Here is an 18,833-nt window from a genome sequence, read left to right as displayed (position 1 = left end):
CCTCTGGCGTATCGTTGTCCGATATCTTCCAGCTCTTGTCGCGAAAGCCGATAGCGGCTCGTGCCGCGAAAGCGACCCTAGAGCAATTCATAATTTATTGGCAATAAAGCGTGCGGTTTCCCCCTGTGCCCAGGCTCACGAAGCCGTGGACAGCCGCGAACGGCGCAGAATTCGCCCATCGATCAGGGCAAGCCCCGCGAAGATCGCCGCCATTCCGGCAAAATGGCGCGGCAGCAGGCTCTCTCCCAACAGCCCGACTCCCAGCAGGATGGCGCTGACCGGGATCAGGAAGGTCACCAGCACGACATGGCTCGGCCCGGCCGAGCGCATGATCCTGAAGAAGATCACATAGGCCAGCGCCGTCGAGACGAGCGCGAGGCCGAGCAGCGCGGCCGCCGTCTGCGCCGTCGGCAGCGGCAGGGTCCAGGGCGGGTTCGTCACCAGCACGATCGGCAGCGTCATCAGCGTCGAGGCGCTGAGCTGCCCGGCGGCCGTGACGAGAGGGGGCAACTCGCGGAAACGCCGGCCGTAAAGCCCGGAAAAGGCGTAGGACACGGTCGCGCTGATGCAGGCGAGCTGGGCGAGCAGGTTGAGACCCAGCCCCGACAGCGCGTCGGGACCGATCAGGACGGCGACGCCCACGAACCCCGCCGCGATGCCGGCGATCTTGCGTCCGGTGGCGCGCTCGCCGCCGAAGGCGTGCATCACCAGCACGGTGAAGATCGGCGTCATCGCGTTCAGGATCGAGGCGAGACCGCTGGGGATCTGCTGTTGGCTCCACAGGAAGAGGCTGAACGGGATCAGATTGTTCAGCACCCCCATGCCGAAGAAGGCGAGCCAGAACCGTCGTCCGACCGCCATCGAGAGGCCGGCGAGCCGCACCGCCAGCAGGAGGGCCAGCGCCGCCAGCCCGACCCGCACGAGCAGCACCGGCAAGGGCGGCCATTGCGCCAGCGCCAGCGCGTTGAAGAAGAAGGAGCCGCCCCACAGGACCGAGAGCCCGGCCAGCATCAGCCAGTCGAGCCCGGAGATGCGGGCGGGCGGGGCGGTCATCGGCAGGGTCATCGCGGCATCTGTCCTTCCGGGAACCGTCAGGCCGCGTCAGTAAAAGCCGGGTGGCGCGGCGGCCACCCGGTTCCTGTGCTGCACTTGGCAGCCTCCGTCGCCTCAGGCAGGCTCGGCGTCCCGCGCCGTCCACATCGCCTGGAAGGCGGGGCGGGAATGGCAGGCGTCGAGCCAGGCCTTCACATGCGGCGCGCCCGCGAAGAGCTGCGCCGCCGGCTTGGCGTAGCGGACGATCTCGGCGACGTTGATGTCGGCCACCGTGAAGCGCCCGCCCATGACGAAGCCGCCGCCTTCGGCGAGCGCCTTGTCCAGCGCCGCGAACGGGCCGGGCAGGGCGGCGAGCGCCGCCTCGACGAGCTTCGGATCGCGCTTCTCCGGCGGATAGGCCGCCATGTGGTACTGGATGTTGAGCGCATGGCTCTCCACCGCCGTGCTCGCCCAGAGCGACCACATCACCGCCAGCCCTTCCTCCTGCGCATCCTTCGGAGCCAGGGGCCCGCCATGCTTGCGGGCGAGATAGAGGTTGATGGCCAGCGATTCCTGGAGCTTGAAGCCGTCGTCGTCGATCGCCGGGATCTGCCCCTTCGGATTGACCGCAAGGAACTCGGGGCTCTGCGTGTGCATCGGGGCGCCCGGCGCATTCGGGTCGGGCAGGCGGTAGACCTGGATGACCGGGACATGGGTGAAGGCGAGGCCGAGCTCGTTGGCGAGCCAGATGTTGCGCGAGGCGCGCGAGCGGTAGCAGCCATAGATCGTCAGTGTCATGGGGGAGCGCCTTGGGAGAAGGATTACCTCCTGTCATTAGCGGAGAGTCGGCTCGGGTGCATCCGCGTCCATGGGCTCCCGGCCATGCACAAAGTCGTCTCTCCGGTCGCCATGTCCCGGCGTGCTCTGCTTCAGGGTTTCGTAAGTGCTCGTTCGTAACGTCGCAGACCCGCGCGCGTCGTCATGAAGGTCAGCCGCTTGACCATGAACACCGAACCGAGATCGTTCTGGAGGGATGAGCATCGTCTCGCGGCGCTGAAGGCTCTGGACATCCTCGACACGAAGTCCGAGACCGCGTTTGACGAAATCACGCGGGTTGCGAGCGAAACCTGCGGCACGCCCGTGGCGGCCGTCAGCTTCCTCGAGGGCGAGCGGCAGTGGTTCAAGTCTCAGATCGGGTTGAGCCTGGACGAGACTTCGCTCGATACGTCGATCTGCGCGAACACGATCCACGAGGCGAAGCTCGTCGTCATCGCGGATCTCGCTGAAGACGAGCGTTTCGAGAGCAACCCCTTCGTCATCGGCCCGCCGAGCCTGCGCTTCTATGCCGTCGCGCGCCTGGAAACACCGGATGGCCTGTTGCTGGGTGCCGTCTGCGTCGGCGATGTCCGTCCCCGTCCGCAGGGGTTGACGGAGGTTCAGGCCAGCACGCTGCTGGCCCTGGCCCGGGCCGTGATGCGCGAGCTGAAGCTCCGCAGCACGAACAAGGCCTTGGCCGAGAACACGGCGCTGCTGAACGGCGCGCTCGAGAATGTCGACCAGGGCATCGTCATGGTCGATCAGAGCGGCGACGTCGTCGTCTGCAACCAGCGGGCGATCGATCTGCTCGACCTGCCGGCCGAGATGATGCGCGCGGTCCCGAAATTCGAGGACGTCAAGCGCTGGCAGATCGCGCAGGGCGAATTCGCGGACGCCGACCCCAAGCTCGTGAACGCCATCCGGCACGAGGGCAACAACATCGAGGCCTCCGTCTATGAGCGGCGGCGGCCGAATGGCACGGTCCTGGAAGTCAGGACGAATCGGCTCCCCAATGGCGGCGTCGTCCGCACCTTTGCCGACGTTACCGCGCGGCGCCTGGCGGAGGATGAGCGCCGCGTCGCCGAGGAGAAGCTTCGCGAGAGCGAGCAGCGCTATCGCCTGGCGGCGCTCGCGACATCGGATGCCATCTACGATTGGGAGTTCGCGACCGACCGCCTGCAATGGGGCGAAAGCCGTCTCGGCCAGTTCGCCTACGAGGCCGCGGAGGCCCCGTCCAGCGGGACGACCTGGCTCGACAGCGTCCACCCCGACGACCGTGCCGCCGTCGAAGACGAGGTGCGGCACTTCATTGTGGGAAGTGCCGGCGAGCGTTGGCAGGGCGAGTATCGCTGGCGGCGGGGCGATGGCGGCTACGCCTATGTCCGCGACCGCGGCTATCTCGTGCGGGATCCGTCCGGGCGCCCGGTCAGGATGATCGGAGCGCTGCAGGATCTGACCGAGGCGCGCCGGGCCGACGAAGCGCTGCGAACCGGCGAAGAGCGCCTGCGGCTGGCGCTGCATGCCAGCAACATGGTCGCCTGGGACCTCGACCTCCGGACGGAGCATGTCAGCCGCTCCGACACCGCGGCCGCGCTGCTCGGGCTCGGTTCGGGGCCGGCGTCCGAATTCACGGCGCGGGTCCATCCGGAGGATCGGCACAAGGTCGATCTGCTCAGGCTCTCCTCACTGACCGACGGAACGCATGCGGCCGAGATCCGCTACGGCGCGCCCGACGGCCGGGAGATCTGGCTGTCGATCAGGGCCGAGCGGCAGGACAAGGACCGGATGATCGGCATCACCTTCGACATTTCGGACCGCAAGGCGACTGAGGAGGCGATCTGGCAGACGGCCAATCATGATCCTCTGACAGGTCTGGCAAATCGGGCGCTCTTCCAGACGCGGCTGGGCGATGCACTGGCGGCTGCGGACGCATCCGGCAAGGGCGTGGGCCTGCTCCTGCTCGATCTCGACGACTTCAAGGACATCAACGACACGCTGGGACACGCCGCAGGCGACAGGCTGCTTGTCGAGACGGCCGCCCGGCTCATGCAGGCGGTCGGCGACCGGGGAACGGTCGCGCGTGTGGGCGGGGACGAATTCGCCGTCGTTCTCGTCGAGCAACCGGGCCTTGCCGCCATCGCAGCCTGCGCCGAGGACATCCTGACGGCGCTGCAGCCCTGCTTCGACTATGAGGGCCGGGCCCTGTCGACGCGGGCGAGCATCGGGGTGGCCGCCTTCCCGGACCATCACCGCGACCCGGTCGAGCTGATGAAGGATGCGGACATCGCGCTCTACCGCGCCAAGGAGAGTGGTCGCAGCCGCGCCGTCGTCTATTCGAGCGCCGCACGCGACGTGATGGAACGCCGCGTCTCGATCCTCCGCGAGGTGCGACAGGGTCTCGAAGCGGCCGAGTTCGTCCCGCATTACCAGCCGAAAGTGTCGCTCGCGAATGGCGAGATCGTCGGCTTCGAAGCGCTCGCCCGCTGGCGTCATCCCGCACTCGGCCTGCTGACCCCGGCCTATTTCGGCTCGGTCTTCGACGACCGGGACATGTCGTCGGCCCTGGCGACGAGCATGATCGCGCAGGTCGCGTCGGATATCGGTTCCTGGATGGAGCAGGGCCTCGCCTGCGGGCGCGTGGCCGTGAATCTCTCCTCGGCCGACTTCTCCGACCGCAAGCTCGCGGACCGGATCGTCGCGCTGCTCGCGGCGGCGAGGGTGCCCACCGCGCATTTCGAGATCGAGGTCACCGAGACCGTCTTCCTCGGCCGACAGACCGAGGACGTGGCGGCGGTGCTGAACGAGTTCCACGAAGCGGGGATCTCGATCGCGCTGGATGATTTCGGCACCGGCTTCGCCTCGCTCACCCACCTCAAGCAGTTCCCGGTCGATCACATCAAGATCGACCAGAGCTTCGTCCGGAACCTGGAGACCGACAAGGACGACGCCGCGATCGTCGCCGCGGTGGTGAGCCTCGGCCGCAATATGGGCATGAAGATTACCGCCGAAGGCGTCGAGAATGCCGGTCAGGCCGAGCGCCTGAGGGAGGCGGGCTGCGATTTCGGCCAGGGCTACTTCTACGCGAAGCCAGCCTTCGCCGAGCGCGTGCCCTGGATGATCCGGCAGGCCTTGGCCTCGGCCTCGGCGTCGTCGCCGGTGCGGCGGATCCCGTCCCCGCGCCTCGCGCGCCGACGCGTCTGATCGCGACCGGCGGGTAACGGGCGCTCGCCGAGCCTCAGGTGCCCGCCTCAGCCCGCCAGCACGCGCTGCGGCGGGAAGGTGATTTCGACCAGCGTGCCTTCTTTCTTGACGCTCGTGATCGACATCGCGGCGCGGTTGGCCTCGACCAGCGCCTTGGTCAGCGGCAGGCCCAGGCCCGTGCCGCCGGCGCGCCTTGTCGTCGGCACCTGGCGGAAGGGCTCGAGCGCGAGCTCGATCTCCTTGTCGTCCATGCCGATGCCGGTGTCGCGCACCCGCAGGATCGCCTCGCCCTGGTCGCCCAGCGCCGTGGAGATGATCACCTGACCGCCGGCATCGGTGAACTTCACCGCGTTGGAGAGCAGGTTGATCACGATCTGCCGGATCGAGCGCTGGTCGGCGACGACCGGCGGCAGCTTCGGCGAGAGCCCCGAGCGCAGCACGACGCGGCCGCGCTGCGCCTCCGGCTGCAGCAGGCTGACGGCGGACAGCGCGATCTCGTTGAGATTGACGCTGACGAAGTCGAGATCGAGCTTGCCGGCCTCGATCTTGGCGAGGTCGAGCAGGTCGTTGACGAGGCTGATGACATAGCCGCCCGACTGGTGGATGTCGCGCAGATACTCCTTGTAGCGCTCGTTCCCGATCGGTCCGAAGCGCTCCTCGGCCATCACCTCGGCGAAGCCGATGATCGCGTTGAGCGGCGTGCGGATCTCGTGGCTGATCTTGGCGAGCACGTCGGACTTCTGGGCGCTGGCCTTCTCGGCCGCCTTGCGCGCCTCGACCAGCTCGCCTTCCGTCTTCTTCCAGGCCGTGATGTCGCGCAGCACCGCGCAGAAGCGCCGTTCGCTGCCTTCCGCGATCTGGCCCATCGTCATGAACAGCGGAATCTTGCCGCCCTGGCGGACACGGCCGACGACCTCGCGGCCATCGTTCATGACCGAGGCGACGCCGCCGCCCTTCAGCCCCTCGAGATAGTCGAGCGCCGGCGCATGGCTCTCGCCGGCGAAGAGCAGGGTGAAAAGCTCGCCCGTGACCTCGCGCTGGTCGTAGCCGAACAGCGCCTCGGCGGTCTTGTTGAGAGAGAGGATGCGGCCGCGCTCGTCCACGGTGACGACGCCGTCGGTGGCGGTGTCCAGCATCGCGACGAGCTCGGCGATGCGCGCGTCGCGGACGCCGGCATCCAGCCGCAGTGCCTCGACGCGGGCGGCGCTCTCGGCCTCCTCGGCAGCGAATTCGGCCGCCAGCTCCGCCTCCTCGGCTTCTTCGGGCGTCAGCACCGGCACCTCGCCGCCGCCATTGGGGTGGCGGAAGGCCATCAGCGTCGCGGGCTCGCCCTGCCAGGAGACGCTGGAGAGCACGGCATCGACCTTGACGAGATGGCCCAGCCGGTCGAGCAGCGTCATCGCGCCGCCATCGGTGCGGGCGGCGTCCTTGATCAGCCGGCTGACGCCCCCGCCCGAGGCGAGATCGTCGAGATCCGCATAATCCAGCAGGTCGAGCATCGTCCGGTTGGCGTAGAGCGGCGTGTCGTCGCGGTTGACCAGGACCGCGATCGGCAGCTTGTCGAGCAGGTCGGCATGGGAATTCGTCCGGCGCGGCTTCGCGGCTCTCCCGTTCTCGGAGCGCTCCTCGGGCACGTCCGCGGCGGGCTCGGTCCGGGCCTCGGCTTCGGCAGCGTCTTTGTCCTTCAGCCGCAGCGGCGCGGCCGGCGGCAGGCGCGGCGCCGCGGGCTCGTCATCTCCGGCCATCCGGGCGCCGAGCGCCTTGGCGATCTCGCGGAAGGCGTTGCGCTCAGCCGAGCTGAGATGGGTCTTGGAGGGCTCGATGATGGGTCGCACCGGCGTGAGATGACCGTTGCGCAGGGGCACGATGTTGCCCGGCGCGACCGCCGGAGCAGGGGCGGGCGCGGGCTCGCTCTCGGCGCCAGCCTCCGCCTTCGCGCTCGGCTCAGCAGAGGGAGGCGTCGCGTTCGCATCCTCCTCCGGGTTGGAGAAGGCGGCGAGATCAGCCGGGTCGGCCTCGTCCTCGGTGGCCGGCTCGCTCTCCTCGGCGATGGTCTCGTCAAGCGTCTCGGGTGCGGCGGAGACGCCCTCCGCCTCGGCCATCGCCTCGGCGGGAGCAACAACAGCCGCGTCGAGCGCCTCGACCGGATCGGGATCGACGGGAGGAGAGGCGACGGCATGGTCCGGCGGCGTATCGACCGGTTCGTGCCGAACGTCGGCTGCAGGCCCTGCGGCGGCCTCCGTCAAAGCCTCTTCCGGCGAAGCGGCCTTGGAGACATCTGCGCTCGCCGGCTCGGGCGCCGACGACGCGGGGAAGGCTTCGTTGGCCCCCGGTCGCGCCAGGCCGAAGCCACGGAAGCCTGTGACCTGTCGCGCGGCGTCGAGCACCGGAACGCCCGACAGTTCGACGCGCACGCCGTTGTCCGGCCCTGTCCGCCAGAGGATCTCGTGGCCGCTCCAGGTGGTGCCGCCGGCGAGGCGCGCGAGCAGCCCGCCCGTGCGGTCGGCGATCGTGTCACCGATGAGGTCGGACCAGAGCCTGCCGGTAAAGCGCGAGACGGCATCCGGCCCCGCGAGGTCAGCGAGATGGGCCGAGAGACTGGTGATTCGCCCCTCGCCGTCGCTCTGCCAGAGAAAGCGCACGGCTCGGGAGAGGCGAGCCGACTCCGCAGCCGGGATCACAGCCTTGGCGGGGTCTTCATGAGGCGCCGGGGCGGCGGCCTGCATCGGTGCCGGTGCGGCAGGCGGCGGGAGAGAGACGCCCAGCCGCCGCAATTCGGAAGCCTGGATCGCAAGCGCCAAGACGGGCCCGGAGGCATCCCCGTCCAGAAGCTTGCAGCCGCAGGTCACCAGCGTCGCCGCGAAGCCCGAGGTCAGCCGCAGCCGCTCGAGCCGCACGCCCTGGCGCGAAGCGAGCCCGCCGGCGAGCAGGGCGAGCCGCTGCCGTGTGGCTGCGGGCAGATTGCCGCTCGTCGCGAGCAGCGCCTGAGCCGCCGCATTGGCATGGCCCGGGCGGTCAGCCTCCCGATCCCAGAGCAGCAGGGCGCCGTCGGCCGCGAAGGCGACGAGAGACCCGTCCGCCGCCGCCGTCGCTCCCAGCCCTGCCCAGTCCCGTCCGGCCTCGCTCATGCCTGCCTGCTCTCGGTTGGCGCCCCCAAGCTCGGCGCCATTATGCCTAACAAAGCCTTAATAGCGGCCAAATCCTCATGGCGCCATGAGCGCGGACGTGCCGTCCCGTCCCGACTCGAAACAGCGTTAACGGCCGCGACGCATCGCGCTAAGATTGTCATTGCGGCGCAATAATGATATTGCACCGCACAATAACGACCGACCTTCGGCCGGCGGTGCCGGAGCGGAGCAGCGGTCAGCATAGCGGCGCTCAACAGGAGGACCACCCATGGCGACCAAGACCCCTTACGAAGTCCCCACCGAGATGCGCGAATTCGCCGAGCGCAGCGTCGAGCAGGCCCGCAAGGCTTTCGACGGTTTCATCGGCGCCGCCGCCAAGGCCGTCGATTCGGCGCATGGCTCGGCCGAGACCGCTCGCCTGAACACGCATGAGGCCGCGCGCAAGGCGATCGCCTATGCCGAGAACAATGTCGCCGCCGCCTTCGATCTCGCCCAGAAACTGGTCCAGTCCAAGGACCTGACCGAGGTCATGGCTCACCAGTCCGAGTTCATGAAGGCCCAGATGGCATCGCTCCAGGCGCAGCTGAAGGAAATCGGTACGGCCGCGCAGGACGTCGCGACCAAGACGGCCGAGACCGTCGCGAAGGCCGCCAAGCCCAAGTAACCCTACTGCCGACGACGCGGCCGCCGCCCGGCGGCCGCGATTGCGCCGACTGGTCATCCGGACTGAACCGGCGCGACCCCCTTGGACGGATGGCCGGATCGACCGGCCGACGATCCGTCGCCGCGCTGAAGGAGAACCGCGATGGTCAAGCCCGCCCCGACCCGCACCAAGTCGAAGGCCCCGGTCAGCCTCTCTCCCGTCAAGGCCCTCTCGGGCCCGCTTCCGGCCGAACCTGCCGCCTCGAAGGCTCCCGCCGCTCAGCCGAGCATGGCCAAGGCCGCTGAGGCGCCCAAACCTGCTGCAGCATCCAAGCCCGTCGAAATCTCAAAGCCGGCGGCCCCGGCCAAGCCCGCCGAAGCGCCCAAGGCACCGGCGGCCACGGCTCCCTCCAAACCTGTTCCGAGCAACGCCGTCCCTGCCAAGCCCGTGGCCGCCGCACCCGTGGCCAAGACCCCTGCGCCCCCGGTCTCCGCTCCGGTCGGCAAGGTCGCGGCCAAGGCCCCGGCCGCCAAAGCTCCGGTCAAGGCGGCGGCCCGCGCCAGCGCGCCGGCCAAGGTCGTATCGGCTCCCGCTCCGAAAGTGGCGCCGGCCACGCCCGTTGCGTCGGTCGTCGCCGCGCCCGCCGCGATCGAGCCGCAAGCTGTCGCCAAGGCGGTCGAGACGGTCGCTGGCACAGCCGTCGAGGCGGCCGCCACGGCCACCGCCGCCGTGACGAAGCTGGCAGAGAAGACGATCGAGGCCGCCGCTGCGAAGGTCGAGGCGAAGCCGGCGCCCGCGAGCAAGCCCGCGCCTTCGCTCGCTGCGATGCCGCTGCCGCGTCCGCCTGAATTTGCCGCGATCGCGACCGGCACGGTGATGACCCAGACGCTGGCGATGGCGAAGGCGTTCGGTGCGCTGCAGGCGAGCATGCTCGACCATGCCTGTTCCGAGTTGAAGGCGCGGCTGGGCGAGGTGGAGACATTGGCGCGCACCGACAGCACGGCCGATGCGGTCGCGCTCCAGGCCAAGGCGGTGCGCCGTTCCTACGAATCTTATGCCGAGCACCTCAAGGAACTCGCGCGCATCGCCGGCAAGGCGATGGGGAAGTCCTGAGGAGAGCAGGGAAGGGCGCGCGCAGGAGCCCGGAAAAAGCCGGTGAATCGCGGGTTGCATTCCCGCGGCTCCGGCACTAGGTTCCGCGCCGCCGCCGATCTCGCGAAAGCGACCGATCGCCACGCGCCGGGTGCGGGCAGCCATAGCTCAGTTGGTTAGAGCGCTAGATTGTGGATCTAGAGGTCCCCCGTTCAAGCCGGGGTGGCTGTACCACCCGACCCGCCCCCTTTTCCGCGACGTTCCACCGCTCCCGAGGGCTCGTTGCAGCCCTTGAAGCCGCCCCGCGGATCGCCATATCGTTCAGCAAGCGGAAGGGCTTCGCCTTCTGCCCGCGGGGCGCCGGATCTCTGGGCTCCGGTCGATCGGGAGCGCCCTCGCGGGCTCCGGCACTGTCAGGCAAGGTCCTGGGAATGACGCGTACGCCCAGTCTGTCCCATCCGTTTCTTCTCGGCTTCGACGACATCGAACGCGCTTTGGACCGGGTCGCGAAAGGCGCCAGCGAAGGCTACCCGCCCTACAACATCGAGCGGCTCGCCCGTTCCGGCGACGAGCCGGACCGGTTGCGCATCACGCTTGCGGTGGCCGGCTTCGCGCGCGATCAGCTCGAGATCACGCTCGAAGAAAACCAGCTCACAATCCGGGGCCGCCAGATCGACGACAAGACCCGGCAGTTCCTGCATCGGGGCATCGCGGCGCGGCAGTTCCAGCGCAGCTTCCTGCTCGCCGACGGCATGCAGGTGCTGGGCGCCGATCTGTCCAACGGTCTGCTGGCCATCGATCTGGTCCGACCGGAACCGGAAAGGCTCATCCGGCGTATCGATATCGTCAGTCGCGACGAGCCCGCCTGAGGTCGGAGCGGATGCAAGCGCGGTTTTTGCATCCGTTCATGATTGCCATCGTATCTTTGTAACCGCACTCGCACTGCTCTGAAGGAGGGCGCGATGAACGACGACAGCACGATGATCCGGACGACCCCTCTGACCCCGGCCGAATTCGCCGCCCTGGGCACGGGCGAGGTCGCCTATCTCAAGTCGATGACGTCCGACGAATTGCTGCGCATCTTCCCGCAGGCGCCGGAGATCCAGTCCGGCCTGCAGCTCTTCGCGCTGCTCTCGGCGGATGGCGCGCCGATCCTGGTGACCGATTCGCGCGAGGCCGCCACGGCGAATGCCTGGGAGCACGACCTGCGGATGGTCAGCGTCCACTGATCCGCTCAGGGCGCGGTCGCGATCCCCGCGACGGCCGCCTGCAGGCGCAGGATGTCACTCGCGGTCGAAAGCCGGTGGTCGCCGTCCTTGATCAGCGTCAGGACGACGGCGTCGCCCGCCAGATGCTCGACCAGCTTCAGCGCGTGGCGCCAGGGCACGTCGGGGTCTTGCATGCCCTGCAGGATGTGGACGGGGCAGCCGGTCCTGATCTCCGAGCCGAACATCAGGTGGCGACGCCCGTCTTCGATCAGCGCCCGCGTGATCGGCGTCGGCTCCGGCGAATACTCCGAGGGGCGCAGCCAGACGCCGTCGCGCAGGATGGTCTGCCGGATCGGCTCCGGCATCTGCGCCCACATCAGCTCTTCCGAGAAGTCGACAGCCGGCGCGATCAGCACGAGGCCGGCCGGCGCCAGTGCCGTTCCCAGCAGACGCCGCGCCGCCAGCAGCGCCAGCCAGCCGCCCATCGACGAGCCGACGAGAATGGGGCGGGCACCGCAGCGGGCCTCGATCACCGCCAGTGCGTCGGCGAGCCAGTGGGACAGCGTCCAGCGCGCGAAGTCGCCGCCGCTCTCGCCATGGCCGGCATAGTCGAAGCGCAGGAAGGGCCGGCCGGTCTCGCGCGCCCACTGCGCCAGAGCCTCGGCCTTGGTGGCGCGCATGTCGGAGCGAAAGCCACCCAGCCAGACGACCGGCGCCCCCTCTCCGGGCTGAGAGAGGAGGGCGAGACGGCGGCGATCCTCGCGCTCTCCGACCTCCAGCCATTGCGGTGCCTCGCGCTCCAACGCAAATCTCCTGTGACGAATCGGCGGTTCGGCGCGAATATAGGCTGCCCGGCACGCCCCTGGGCAGGCATAGTCGCAGCGGTGAGAACAGGCGCGGGCCCGACCGCGCGGCGACACGGTGGCGTTCCAGAACGGTGAATATGTCCTTCCAGCCCGGCGCGCATCTGTCATTGCCCTCGACCGAGTCCCATCCGCTGCTCGGGCGGACGATCCTGCAGATCATCCCCGATCTCGAGACGGGCGGGGCCGAGCGCACCACCGTCGACATCGCCAAGGGCCTGACCGATGTCGGCGCCCGGGCGCTGGTCGCGACCGAAGGCGGCCGTCTTGTTGCCGAGCTGCAGGCCAAGGGCGGCGTCTGGCTGCCCTTCCCAGCGGCGTCGAAGAACCCGCTCGCCATGGCGATGAACGTGCGCAAGCTCGCGCTGCTCTGCCGGCACGAGGGCGTCGAGCTGATCCATGCCCGCTCGCGTGCGCCTGCTTGGGTCGCGCTCGCCACAGCCCGGCTGCTGCGCCTGCCCTTCGTCACCACCTATCACGGCTCCTATGCCAGCCGCTCGGCGGTGAAGACGCTCTATAATTCGGTAATGGCGCGTGGCGACGTGGTCATCGCCAACTCGGCCTATACGGCGGAGCTGATCCTGGCCAAGCATGGCTTCGCCCGCGACCGCATCCGCGTCGTCAACCGCGGCACCAATTTCTCGGCCTTCGCGCCGCAGGCGGTCGCGCCCGAGCGCATCCAGGCACTGCGCACCGCCTGGGGCATTCGGGCGCATCAGCAGATCGTCCTGCTGCCCGGCCGGCTGACGGGCTGGAAAGGCCAGCGCGTGCTGATCGAGGCCGCGCGCATTCTGCGCGACCAGGGCGATACCGACACCGCCTTTATCCTCGCCGGCGACCATCAGGGCCGCGACGGCTATGTCCGTGAGCTCGACCAGCTCATCGCCAAGGCGGGGCTGGAGGGGCGGGTGCGCCGTGTCGGCCATTGCTCGGACATGCCGGCCGCCTTGCTCGCCGCGGCGGTCGTCGCCGTGCCCTCGACCGAGCCCGAAGCCTTCGGCCGCGTCGCGGTCGAGGCGCAGGCGATGGGCACGCCCGTGGTCGTCTCGGATCTCGGCGCCGTACCGGAGACGGTGCTCGCCCCGCCCCAGACGCCGCCGAACGAGCGCACCGGCTGGCGCGTTCCGCCCGGCGATGCCGCGGCGCTGGCCGAGGCGCTGGCGGGGGCGCTCACGCTGCGCCCCTCCGCGCGGGACAACCTCGCCTTGCGCGCTCGCCGCCATGTCGAACGGCATTTCTCGCTGGAGACGATGGTCGGCGACACGCTCGACGTCTACTGCGCCCTGCTCGAGGGCGGGGGCGCGGACTGAGCCCCGCCCCTTGCCGAAAACCCGCCGAGTGACGATCTAGAGACCATTCGTCACAGGCTGCCGGCCCTCGTCCATTGACAACGCGCGTCTTTGTGCAATGTGTCTGGCGATGGGCGCCCGAAGCGCCGTTCACAGGAGAATACAGCCATTCGTCGTCCTTTCCGTGCCGCTCCGACCCCGACCAAAGACGGTCCGCGCTCCAATCGCGACATCCGCGGCGTCCGTGAGGTTCAGCTCATCGACGATACCGGCGCCAATCGCGGCGTGGTGTCGTTCTTCGAGGCATTGAAGATTGCCGAGGATGCCGGTCTCGACCTCGTCGAGATCGCCCCCAACTCCGTGCCTCCGGTCTGCAAGATTCTCGACTATGGCCGCTTCCGCTTCCTGGAGCAGAAGAAGGCCGCCGAGGCGCGCAAGAAGCAGCGCACCATCGAGATCAAGGAGATCAAGCTCCGTCCCGGCATCGACAAGCATGACTACGACGTCAAGATGAAGGCGATGCTCGGCTTCTTCGAGGAGGGCGACAAGGTCAAGGTGACCCTACGCTTCCGCGGCCGCGAGATGGCCCACCAGGATCTCGGCGTGAAGGTGCTCGAGCGCGTCAAGGCGGATCTGGCAGAGACCGCGAAGGTCGAGAGCGACTGGCAGCTCGAGGGCCGCCAGATGGTCATGGTGCTGGCGCCGCGCTAGAACGTCCGCGCCATGCATTTGGCATCAGGCCCGGCCCCCGTGCCGGGCCTTGTCATGTCTAGGCCTGCGATGCTTGGGTCGCTTCGACCCGATCGAACCGCGAGCGCTTCGCCATGACCCAGCCCAGCATCACCAGCCAGCGCCGCGACCTCGCCGCCGCGCTTCGCCTTGCCGCGAAGTTCGAGCTGAACGAGGGCATCTGCAACCATTTCTCGGTCGCGCTGCCGGACGGTCCCGACGGGCGCCCGCGCTACCTGATCAACCCCTATGGCGTGCACTGGTCGGAGATGAAGCCCTCCGACCTGCTGCTGATCGACGAGCGCGGCCAGGTTCTGGAAGGGGAGGGCGAGGTCGAGGCGACCGCCCGCAACATCCACATCGCCGCCCACAAGGCCAATCCGCGGCATGTCGCCGTGCTGCATGTCCACATGCCCTATGCCACGGCGCTGACCATGGTTGAGGGCGGCCGGCTCGAGATGGCGCACCAGACCGCCTGCCGCTTCCATGGCCGCACGCTCTATGTCGATCATTTCGGCGGTCTCGCGCTCGACGAGAGCGAGGGCGAGGCCATCGTCGCCGCCAACAGGGCGGAGGCGGGGGCGGACATCACCTTCCTCGCCCATCACGGCGTCACCATTGGCGGGCCTTCGGTCGCCGTCGCCTTCGACGATCTCTATTTCCTGGAGCGCGCCTGCCGCCAGCAGGTGCTCGCCATGTCGACCGGCCGGCCGCTGAAGCTGATTCCCGAGGCCGAGATCGAGGCCACCGCGCGCGAATGGCGCCAGGTGCTGGTCTTCCAGTCGGAAAAGCACTTCGAGGCGCTGAGGCGAATCGAGGGGCTCTGACCGAACGTCACTTTCGGGTTCTCGCCGGCGTGGTCCTTGTCTAGGGTGGCCTCCGGGGAGCCGGCGCCTGCGACGGGCGCGGCCCCTGCAGAGGGGGCAGGTGCATGGCTTCGAACCGAATGGCGGCGGCCTTGTGCGCGCTGTCGCTGGCTATTTTGGCAGCGGGGCCGCTCGCGGCCCAGACGGCCCCGCCGGCCCAGAGCCCGACGCCGGCCAGGCCCGACGAGACCAAGCTCGACCTGAAGCTCTTCGACAAGGCGGAGGTCGATCGCTCGAAGGGCTGCACGGTCGCGCTCTGGCAGGCCAACCGCGATCCCGACAACGACCGCTACGCCTTCATCTTTACCGAAGCGCTGACCGGCCAGAACCATGCCCGCCAGCCGGCGCGCATCAAGGTCGGCGAAAAAATCCTGCCGATGACTCGCGTCGCGGTGGGCGGCAAGGTCGGCGGCTACGGCCTCTACCCCTACCAGCTCTACAAGCTCGGCGCCGATGACGGATTCGCCGTGCTCGACCTCAAGCTCGGCGATATCGAGGGCGAGGCGGTCGAGATCGAGAGCGGCACGCTGACCGTGTCGATGGCGGGCAAGCAGCAGGCGCGGGTGAATGTGAAGGGCGGAGCCGGCTGCATGACCGCGCCGGTCGCCGCGCCGCCTCAAGCGTCACCGCCGCCCGCGACCGCCGCTGCGCCGCCGCCCTCCAACCCCGGTGGCATCTTCAGCCGCTATACGGTCAGGCCCAATCAGATCCCGCGCACGCTGCCGGCGACGCTCAAGAGCCGTTTCGGCTGCGATCCGGCGATGCTGAAGACCGGCGTCACCGGCTTCCAGATGTCGGAGGAATCGGCGATCTGGGAATTGCCCTGCCAGCGCTTCAACATCCAGGCCAATGCCGTCTATGCGCTGGTCTACCTGCCGGAGCCGGCACAGAATCTGCGCTTCCTGAGCTTCAAGGCGCCACCCGGCAAGAAGCGCACGAGCGCGCCCGCCGAGCTGATGTCGCCGGAATGGGACGTGAAGACCCGCACCGTCACCGGCACGGCGCTGGGCCGCAGCGAGGGCGATTGCGGGGTCTATGAGCGTCACCGTGTCGGCGCCGACGGCGAATTTGTTCTGGTCGAATACCGCGAAAAGGTTGCCTGCGACGGCAAGGCGGCCAAGCCCGAACAGTTCCCGCTTGTGTATCGGGCGCGCTGAATGCTCGACATGACGTAAAGTCAGTTTGCGTTTCCGCGCCGTTCGTGCGGCGGTCTGCTTTAAATTTAGGCAGCGAGACCTTCGCAGAGGGATGCGAATCAACGCGGTTGGTGATCTTCTGCCGCCCGCTTCGCAGCCGGCCGGCTGCGATGGCTCGCGTCCCCCGTCCGGCGTCGTGCCGGCGGGCGACGGCCTACCGGAGGCGCCTGCGACTTGCCTACGCTGCGAGAGGGATACGAGATCGACCCGGCGCTCGCCGGCCTGATCCGGCATATGCGGGCGATCGACGACTACCGGCAGGTCTTCGACCGGCTGCAGGCGTCCTGGGATACGCTGACATTGCTCGGCCAGCTCTCGGGCAATGCCACCGAGATGTCGGGCACGCGCTCCGCCTTCGAGAAGCTGACGGCAAGTCTGCTCGGCCATCTCGCCAAGGAAACCCGCGACAAGGTGATGACCGATCTGCGCATCAAGGCGCAGAACGCCATCGACGTGCTGGTCCGCAATCTGTTTGAGCGGACGGCGGACATCGGCTTTCTCGCTGCCGACACCGACATCCGCGAGATGCTCGAGGCGCCGGCCTCGCCCGAGGCGCGGGCTGCGATCGAGGCCCGCTTCCGCGACTATGTCGCGAAGTACTCCGTCTATTCCGACATCGTTCTGGTCGACCGCGACGGTGCGATCCGCGCCCGTCTTCAGCCGCATGAGGCGCAGCAGGCGCGCCACCCCCTGATCGACGAGGCGATGACCTCGACCGGCGCCTATGTCGAGCATTACGGCCTGGTCGATTTCGTCGCGGACCGGAATGCCTTGGTCTATGCTTGGCGCGTCGAGGATGCGGCCAAGCGCCCGATCGGCGTCCTCGTCCTCGTCTTCCGTCTGGCCGACGAGATGGAGGGCATCTTCCGCAAGCTGCTGCCGGAGCATGATTGGACGGTGCTGGGCTGCGTCTCGCCGGAGGGCGACATCATCGCCGGATCCTGCCCGATCCAGCTGCCGGCGGGGCTGAAGCTGTCGCCGGCCGCCCTGCAGGGGCGCGACCCGGTGATCCGCCTCGGCGGGCGGCAATATCTCGCCATGGCCTGCCGCACAGTGGGTTACCAGGGCTATATGGGGCCGGGCTGGCTGGGCCTCGGGCTGATCCCGCTGGAGGCGGCGTTCGACCAGGATGACGGCGAACTCGGCAAGAGCATCGGCGAGGATCTGCTCGCCGCCGTCACCAGCCAGGCCGGGCTGTTCTCGGCCGAGTTGCGCAACGTCTCGCGCCAGGCGGCGGCGATCCAGGGCGATCTCAACCGCTCGGTCTGGAACGGCTCGATCCGCCAGGCCGGCTCGACCGCCGCCAACGCCGCCTTCTCGAAAATCCTGCTCTGGGAGATCTCCAGCGCCGGCCGCAAGACGCAGGCCGTCTGCGACGCCTCGATCGGAGACCTCCACCGCACCGTCGTCGCCGCCATCATGGAGAAGTGCCGGTCCCGCGCTGCCTTCGCCATCGACGTGATGGACCGCAATCTCTACGAGCGCGCCAATGACTGCCGCTGGTGGGCGCTGAACGCGAGTTTCGCCCGCGTGCTGGCCGCGCCCTCGCCGGAAGGGCGCCGGCTCTGCGGCGAGATCCTCTCCACCATCAATGCGCTCTACACGGTCTACAGCAACCTGATCCTGTTCGATGCGCAGGGCGTCGTCGTCGCCGTGTCGCAGCCCTCGCAGGCGCATCTCGTCGGTCAGCCGCTCGATGCGGAGTGGGTGGGCCGTACGCTCGCGCTGCGCACAGGCCAGCACTATGCCGTCTCGGGTTTCGAGCCGACACCGCTCTATGACGGCGCGCCGACGCTGATCTACACCGCCGCGGTGCAGAGCCCGGTCGGGGGCCGGGCGCTCGGCGGCATCGCCATCGTCTTCGACTCGACTCCGCAATTCGCGGCGATCCTCGCCGACTCCCTGCCGACCGACGAGGACGGCGCGGCGCTGCCCGGCGCCTTCACCATCCTCGTCGGCAGCGACGGCCGTATCCTCTCTTCGAGCGACCCGCGCTTCGCGGTCGGCGATGCCAGCCCCCTGCCGGTCGATGCCGCGGCGCTGGAGCGGGACGGCGACCTCGCCTGCATCCGCAGCTTCGAGGGCAAGCACATGGCGGTCGGCGCCGCGCTCTCGAAGGGCTATCGCGAATACAAGACCAGCGACGGCCACAGGGCCGATGTCGTAGCGGTCTGTGCCGTGCCGCTCGGCGAAGTCGCGTCGGACAGCGCGGCACGCCCGGCCGCCGGCGCCGCCGCGACGACGCTGGCCGCGCAGAAGCCGGCCGACGGGGTCGAGGCCTTCGAGGTTGCGACCTTCCATATCGGGCGGCACTGGCTCGGCGTCCGGGCGCGCGACGTCATCGAGGCGGTCGACATCGCAGGCCTCAAGCCTTCGGCCCGGAAGGCGGGGGACGGGCTGCTCGCCGGCTACAAGCTTCACGAGGGCCAGCCCGTGCCGGTGCTGCGCCTCGCCCGGCTGCTCGGCATTCCCGACGCTTCCTCGGACGAGCAGCAGATCGTCATCGTGCGCGCCGCCGGCCGCACGCTCGGGCTCATCGTCGACACGCTCGGCCTCATCCCCGAGATCGCGGCCTCCGAACTGCAGCCGCTGCGCGAGCTGACCTCGAAGACCGACGTCCCCGCGCTCGGCGTCGTCGCGACCCGCAACGCCCGGGGCGAGCCGGCCGGCATGCTGATGCTGCTGGACGTCGACCGCCTCGGCGCGAAGCTCCAGGGCGAAAGCGGGTCGGCGCTCGTTCAGGCGGCCGAGTAGCGGCGGGAGCCGCGCT

Annotated in this window: 13 protein-coding genes, 1 tRNA gene and 1 pseudogene; 11 read left to right on the top strand and 4 right to left on the bottom strand. The window is 69.0% G+C overall.

Going from position 1 to position 18,833, the window contains the following annotated elements:
- Nucleotides 1–135 precede the first annotated feature (135 nt).
- Nucleotides 136–1,065, bottom strand: coding sequence for a DMT family transporter (locus AX750_RS09935; protein ID WP_245282363.1), 930 nt, complete (start codon nt 1,063–1,065; stop codon nt 136–138).
- Between the two features lie 102 nt (nt 1,066–1,167).
- On the bottom strand, nt 1,168–1,830 hold the full coding sequence (locus AX750_RS09930; protein ID WP_066720129.1) for a glutathione S-transferase family protein: 663 nt from the start codon (nt 1,828–1,830) through the stop codon (nt 1,168–1,170).
- A 204-nt stretch (nt 1,831–2,034) separates the two neighbouring features.
- On the opposite strand from AX750_RS09930, the gene AX750_RS09925 reads away from it, so the two are divergent.
- On the top strand, nt 2,035–5,049 hold the full coding sequence (locus AX750_RS09925; RefSeq protein WP_197426596.1) for an EAL domain-containing protein: 3,015 nt from the start codon (nt 2,035–2,037) through the stop codon (nt 5,047–5,049).
- 47 nt (nt 5,050–5,096) lie between these two features.
- On the opposite strand, the gene AX750_RS09920 is transcribed toward AX750_RS09925, so the two are convergent.
- Nucleotides 5,097–8,177 (bottom strand): ATP-binding protein, encoded by a 3,081-nt coding sequence (locus AX750_RS09920; RefSeq protein WP_066720134.1) that lies wholly within the window; start codon nt 8,175–8,177, stop codon nt 5,097–5,099.
- 268 nt (nt 8,178–8,445) lie between these two features.
- On the opposite strand from AX750_RS09920, the gene AX750_RS09915 reads away from it, so the two are divergent.
- The 5 genes from AX750_RS09915 (at nt 8,446) to AX750_RS09895 (ending at nt 11,141) form a co-directional block, all read left to right on the top strand.
- Nucleotides 8,446–8,841 carry a phasin gene (locus tag AX750_RS09915; protein WP_066720144.1) on the top strand — a complete coding sequence of 132 codons (396 nt, stop codon included), beginning with the start codon at nt 8,446–8,448 and terminating at the stop codon, nt 8,839–8,841.
- Between the two features lie 141 nt (nt 8,842–8,982).
- Nucleotides 8,983–9,933: a hypothetical protein gene (locus AX750_RS09910; RefSeq protein WP_066720146.1), complete on the top strand. Its 951-nt coding sequence runs from the start codon at nt 8,983–8,985 to the stop codon at nt 9,931–9,933.
- A 136-nt stretch (nt 9,934–10,069) separates the two neighbouring features.
- A tRNA-His gene (locus AX750_RS09905) sits at nt 10,070–10,146 on the top strand.
- A 197-nt stretch (nt 10,147–10,343) separates the two neighbouring features.
- Complete coding sequence (locus tag AX750_RS09900; RefSeq protein WP_066720148.1) at nt 10,344–10,781, top strand: Hsp20 family protein; 438 nt, start codon at nt 10,344–10,346, stop codon at nt 10,779–10,781.
- A gap of 93 nt (nt 10,782–10,874) precedes the next feature.
- Nucleotides 10,875–11,141, top strand: coding sequence for a DUF1150 domain-containing protein (locus tag AX750_RS09895; protein ID WP_066720150.1), 267 nt, complete (start codon nt 10,875–10,877; stop codon nt 11,139–11,141).
- A gap of 5 nt (nt 11,142–11,146) precedes the next feature.
- Here the strand turns inward: AX750_RS09895 and AX750_RS09890 are convergent, their stop codons facing one another.
- Nucleotides 11,147–11,923 (bottom strand): alpha/beta hydrolase, encoded by a 777-nt coding sequence (locus tag AX750_RS09890; protein ID WP_066720153.1) that lies wholly within the window; start codon nt 11,921–11,923, stop codon nt 11,147–11,149.
- Between the two features lie 140 nt (nt 11,924–12,063).
- On the opposite strand from AX750_RS09890, the gene AX750_RS09885 reads away from it, so the two are divergent.
- The 5 genes and pseudogenes from AX750_RS09885 to AX750_RS09865 all read left to right on the top strand — a co-directional run bounded on the left by AX750_RS09885 (nt 12,064) and on the right by AX750_RS09865 (nt 18,817).
- A complete protein-coding gene (locus tag AX750_RS09885; RefSeq protein WP_066720156.1) occupies nt 12,064–13,293 on the top strand; it encodes a glycosyltransferase family 4 protein in 1,230 nt (409 codons plus the stop codon).
- A 147-nt stretch (nt 13,294–13,440) separates the two neighbouring features.
- Nucleotides 13,441–13,983: a translation initiation factor IF-3 gene (gene infC, locus AX750_RS09880; protein ID WP_066720171.1), complete on the top strand. Its 543-nt coding sequence runs from the start codon at nt 13,441–13,443 to the stop codon at nt 13,981–13,983.
- A 104-nt stretch (nt 13,984–14,087) separates the two neighbouring features.
- Nucleotides 14,088–14,828 (top strand): annotated as a pseudogene (locus tag AX750_RS09875) (aldolase); the annotation flags it as partial.
- 104 nt (nt 14,829–14,932) lie between these two features.
- On the top strand, nt 14,933–16,024 hold the full coding sequence (locus AX750_RS09870) for a DUF1176 domain-containing protein (RefSeq protein WP_156446520.1): 1,092 nt from the start codon (nt 14,933–14,935) through the stop codon (nt 16,022–16,024).
- 213 nt (nt 16,025–16,237) lie between these two features.
- Nucleotides 16,238–18,817 carry a chemotaxis protein CheW gene (locus tag AX750_RS09865; protein WP_067254007.1) on the top strand — a complete coding sequence of 860 codons (2,580 nt, stop codon included), beginning with the start codon at nt 16,238–16,240 and terminating at the stop codon, nt 18,815–18,817.
- Nucleotides 18,818–18,833 lie beyond the last annotated feature (16 nt).

It is taken from the genome of Methylobacterium sp. CCH7-A2, from assembly GCF_001557075.1.
Lineage (GTDB): Bacteria > Pseudomonadota > Alphaproteobacteria > Rhizobiales > Beijerinckiaceae > Allobosea > Allobosea massiliensis.
The sequence above is the reverse complement of the archived record's forward strand: the minus strand, read 5'-3'. Positions and strand labels throughout refer to the sequence as shown.

Bases quoted from the DNA above. Each gene is read 5' to 3' on its own strand.
- AX750_RS09935 (WP_245282363.1), bottom strand. From the start codon at position 1,065: ATGACCCTGCCGATGACCGCCCCGCCCGCCCGCATCTCCGGGCTCGAC.
- AX750_RS09930 (WP_066720129.1), bottom strand. From the start codon at position 1,830: ATGACACTGACGATCTATGGCTGCTACCGCTCGCGCGCCTCGCGCAAC.
- AX750_RS09925 (WP_197426596.1), top strand. From the start codon at position 2,035: ATGAACACCGAACCGAGATCGTTCTGGAGGGATGAGCATCGTCTCGCG.
- AX750_RS09920 (WP_066720134.1), bottom strand. From the start codon at position 8,177: ATGAGCGAGGCCGGACGGGACTGGGCAGGGCTGGGAGCGACGGCGGCG.
- AX750_RS09915 (WP_066720144.1), top strand. From the start codon at position 8,446: ATGGCGACCAAGACCCCTTACGAAGTCCCCACCGAGATGCGCGAATTC.
- AX750_RS09910 (WP_066720146.1), top strand. From the start codon at position 8,983: ATGGTCAAGCCCGCCCCGACCCGCACCAAGTCGAAGGCCCCGGTCAGC.
- AX750_RS09900 (WP_066720148.1), top strand. From the start codon at position 10,344: ATGACGCGTACGCCCAGTCTGTCCCATCCGTTTCTTCTCGGCTTCGAC.
- AX750_RS09895 (WP_066720150.1), top strand. From the start codon at position 10,875: ATGAACGACGACAGCACGATGATCCGGACGACCCCTCTGACCCCGGCC.
- AX750_RS09885 (WP_066720156.1), top strand. From the start codon at position 12,064: ATGTCCTTCCAGCCCGGCGCGCATCTGTCATTGCCCTCGACCGAGTCC.
- AX750_RS09870 (WP_156446520.1), top strand. From the start codon at position 14,933: ATGGCTTCGAACCGAATGGCGGCGGCCTTGTGCGCGCTGTCGCTGGCT.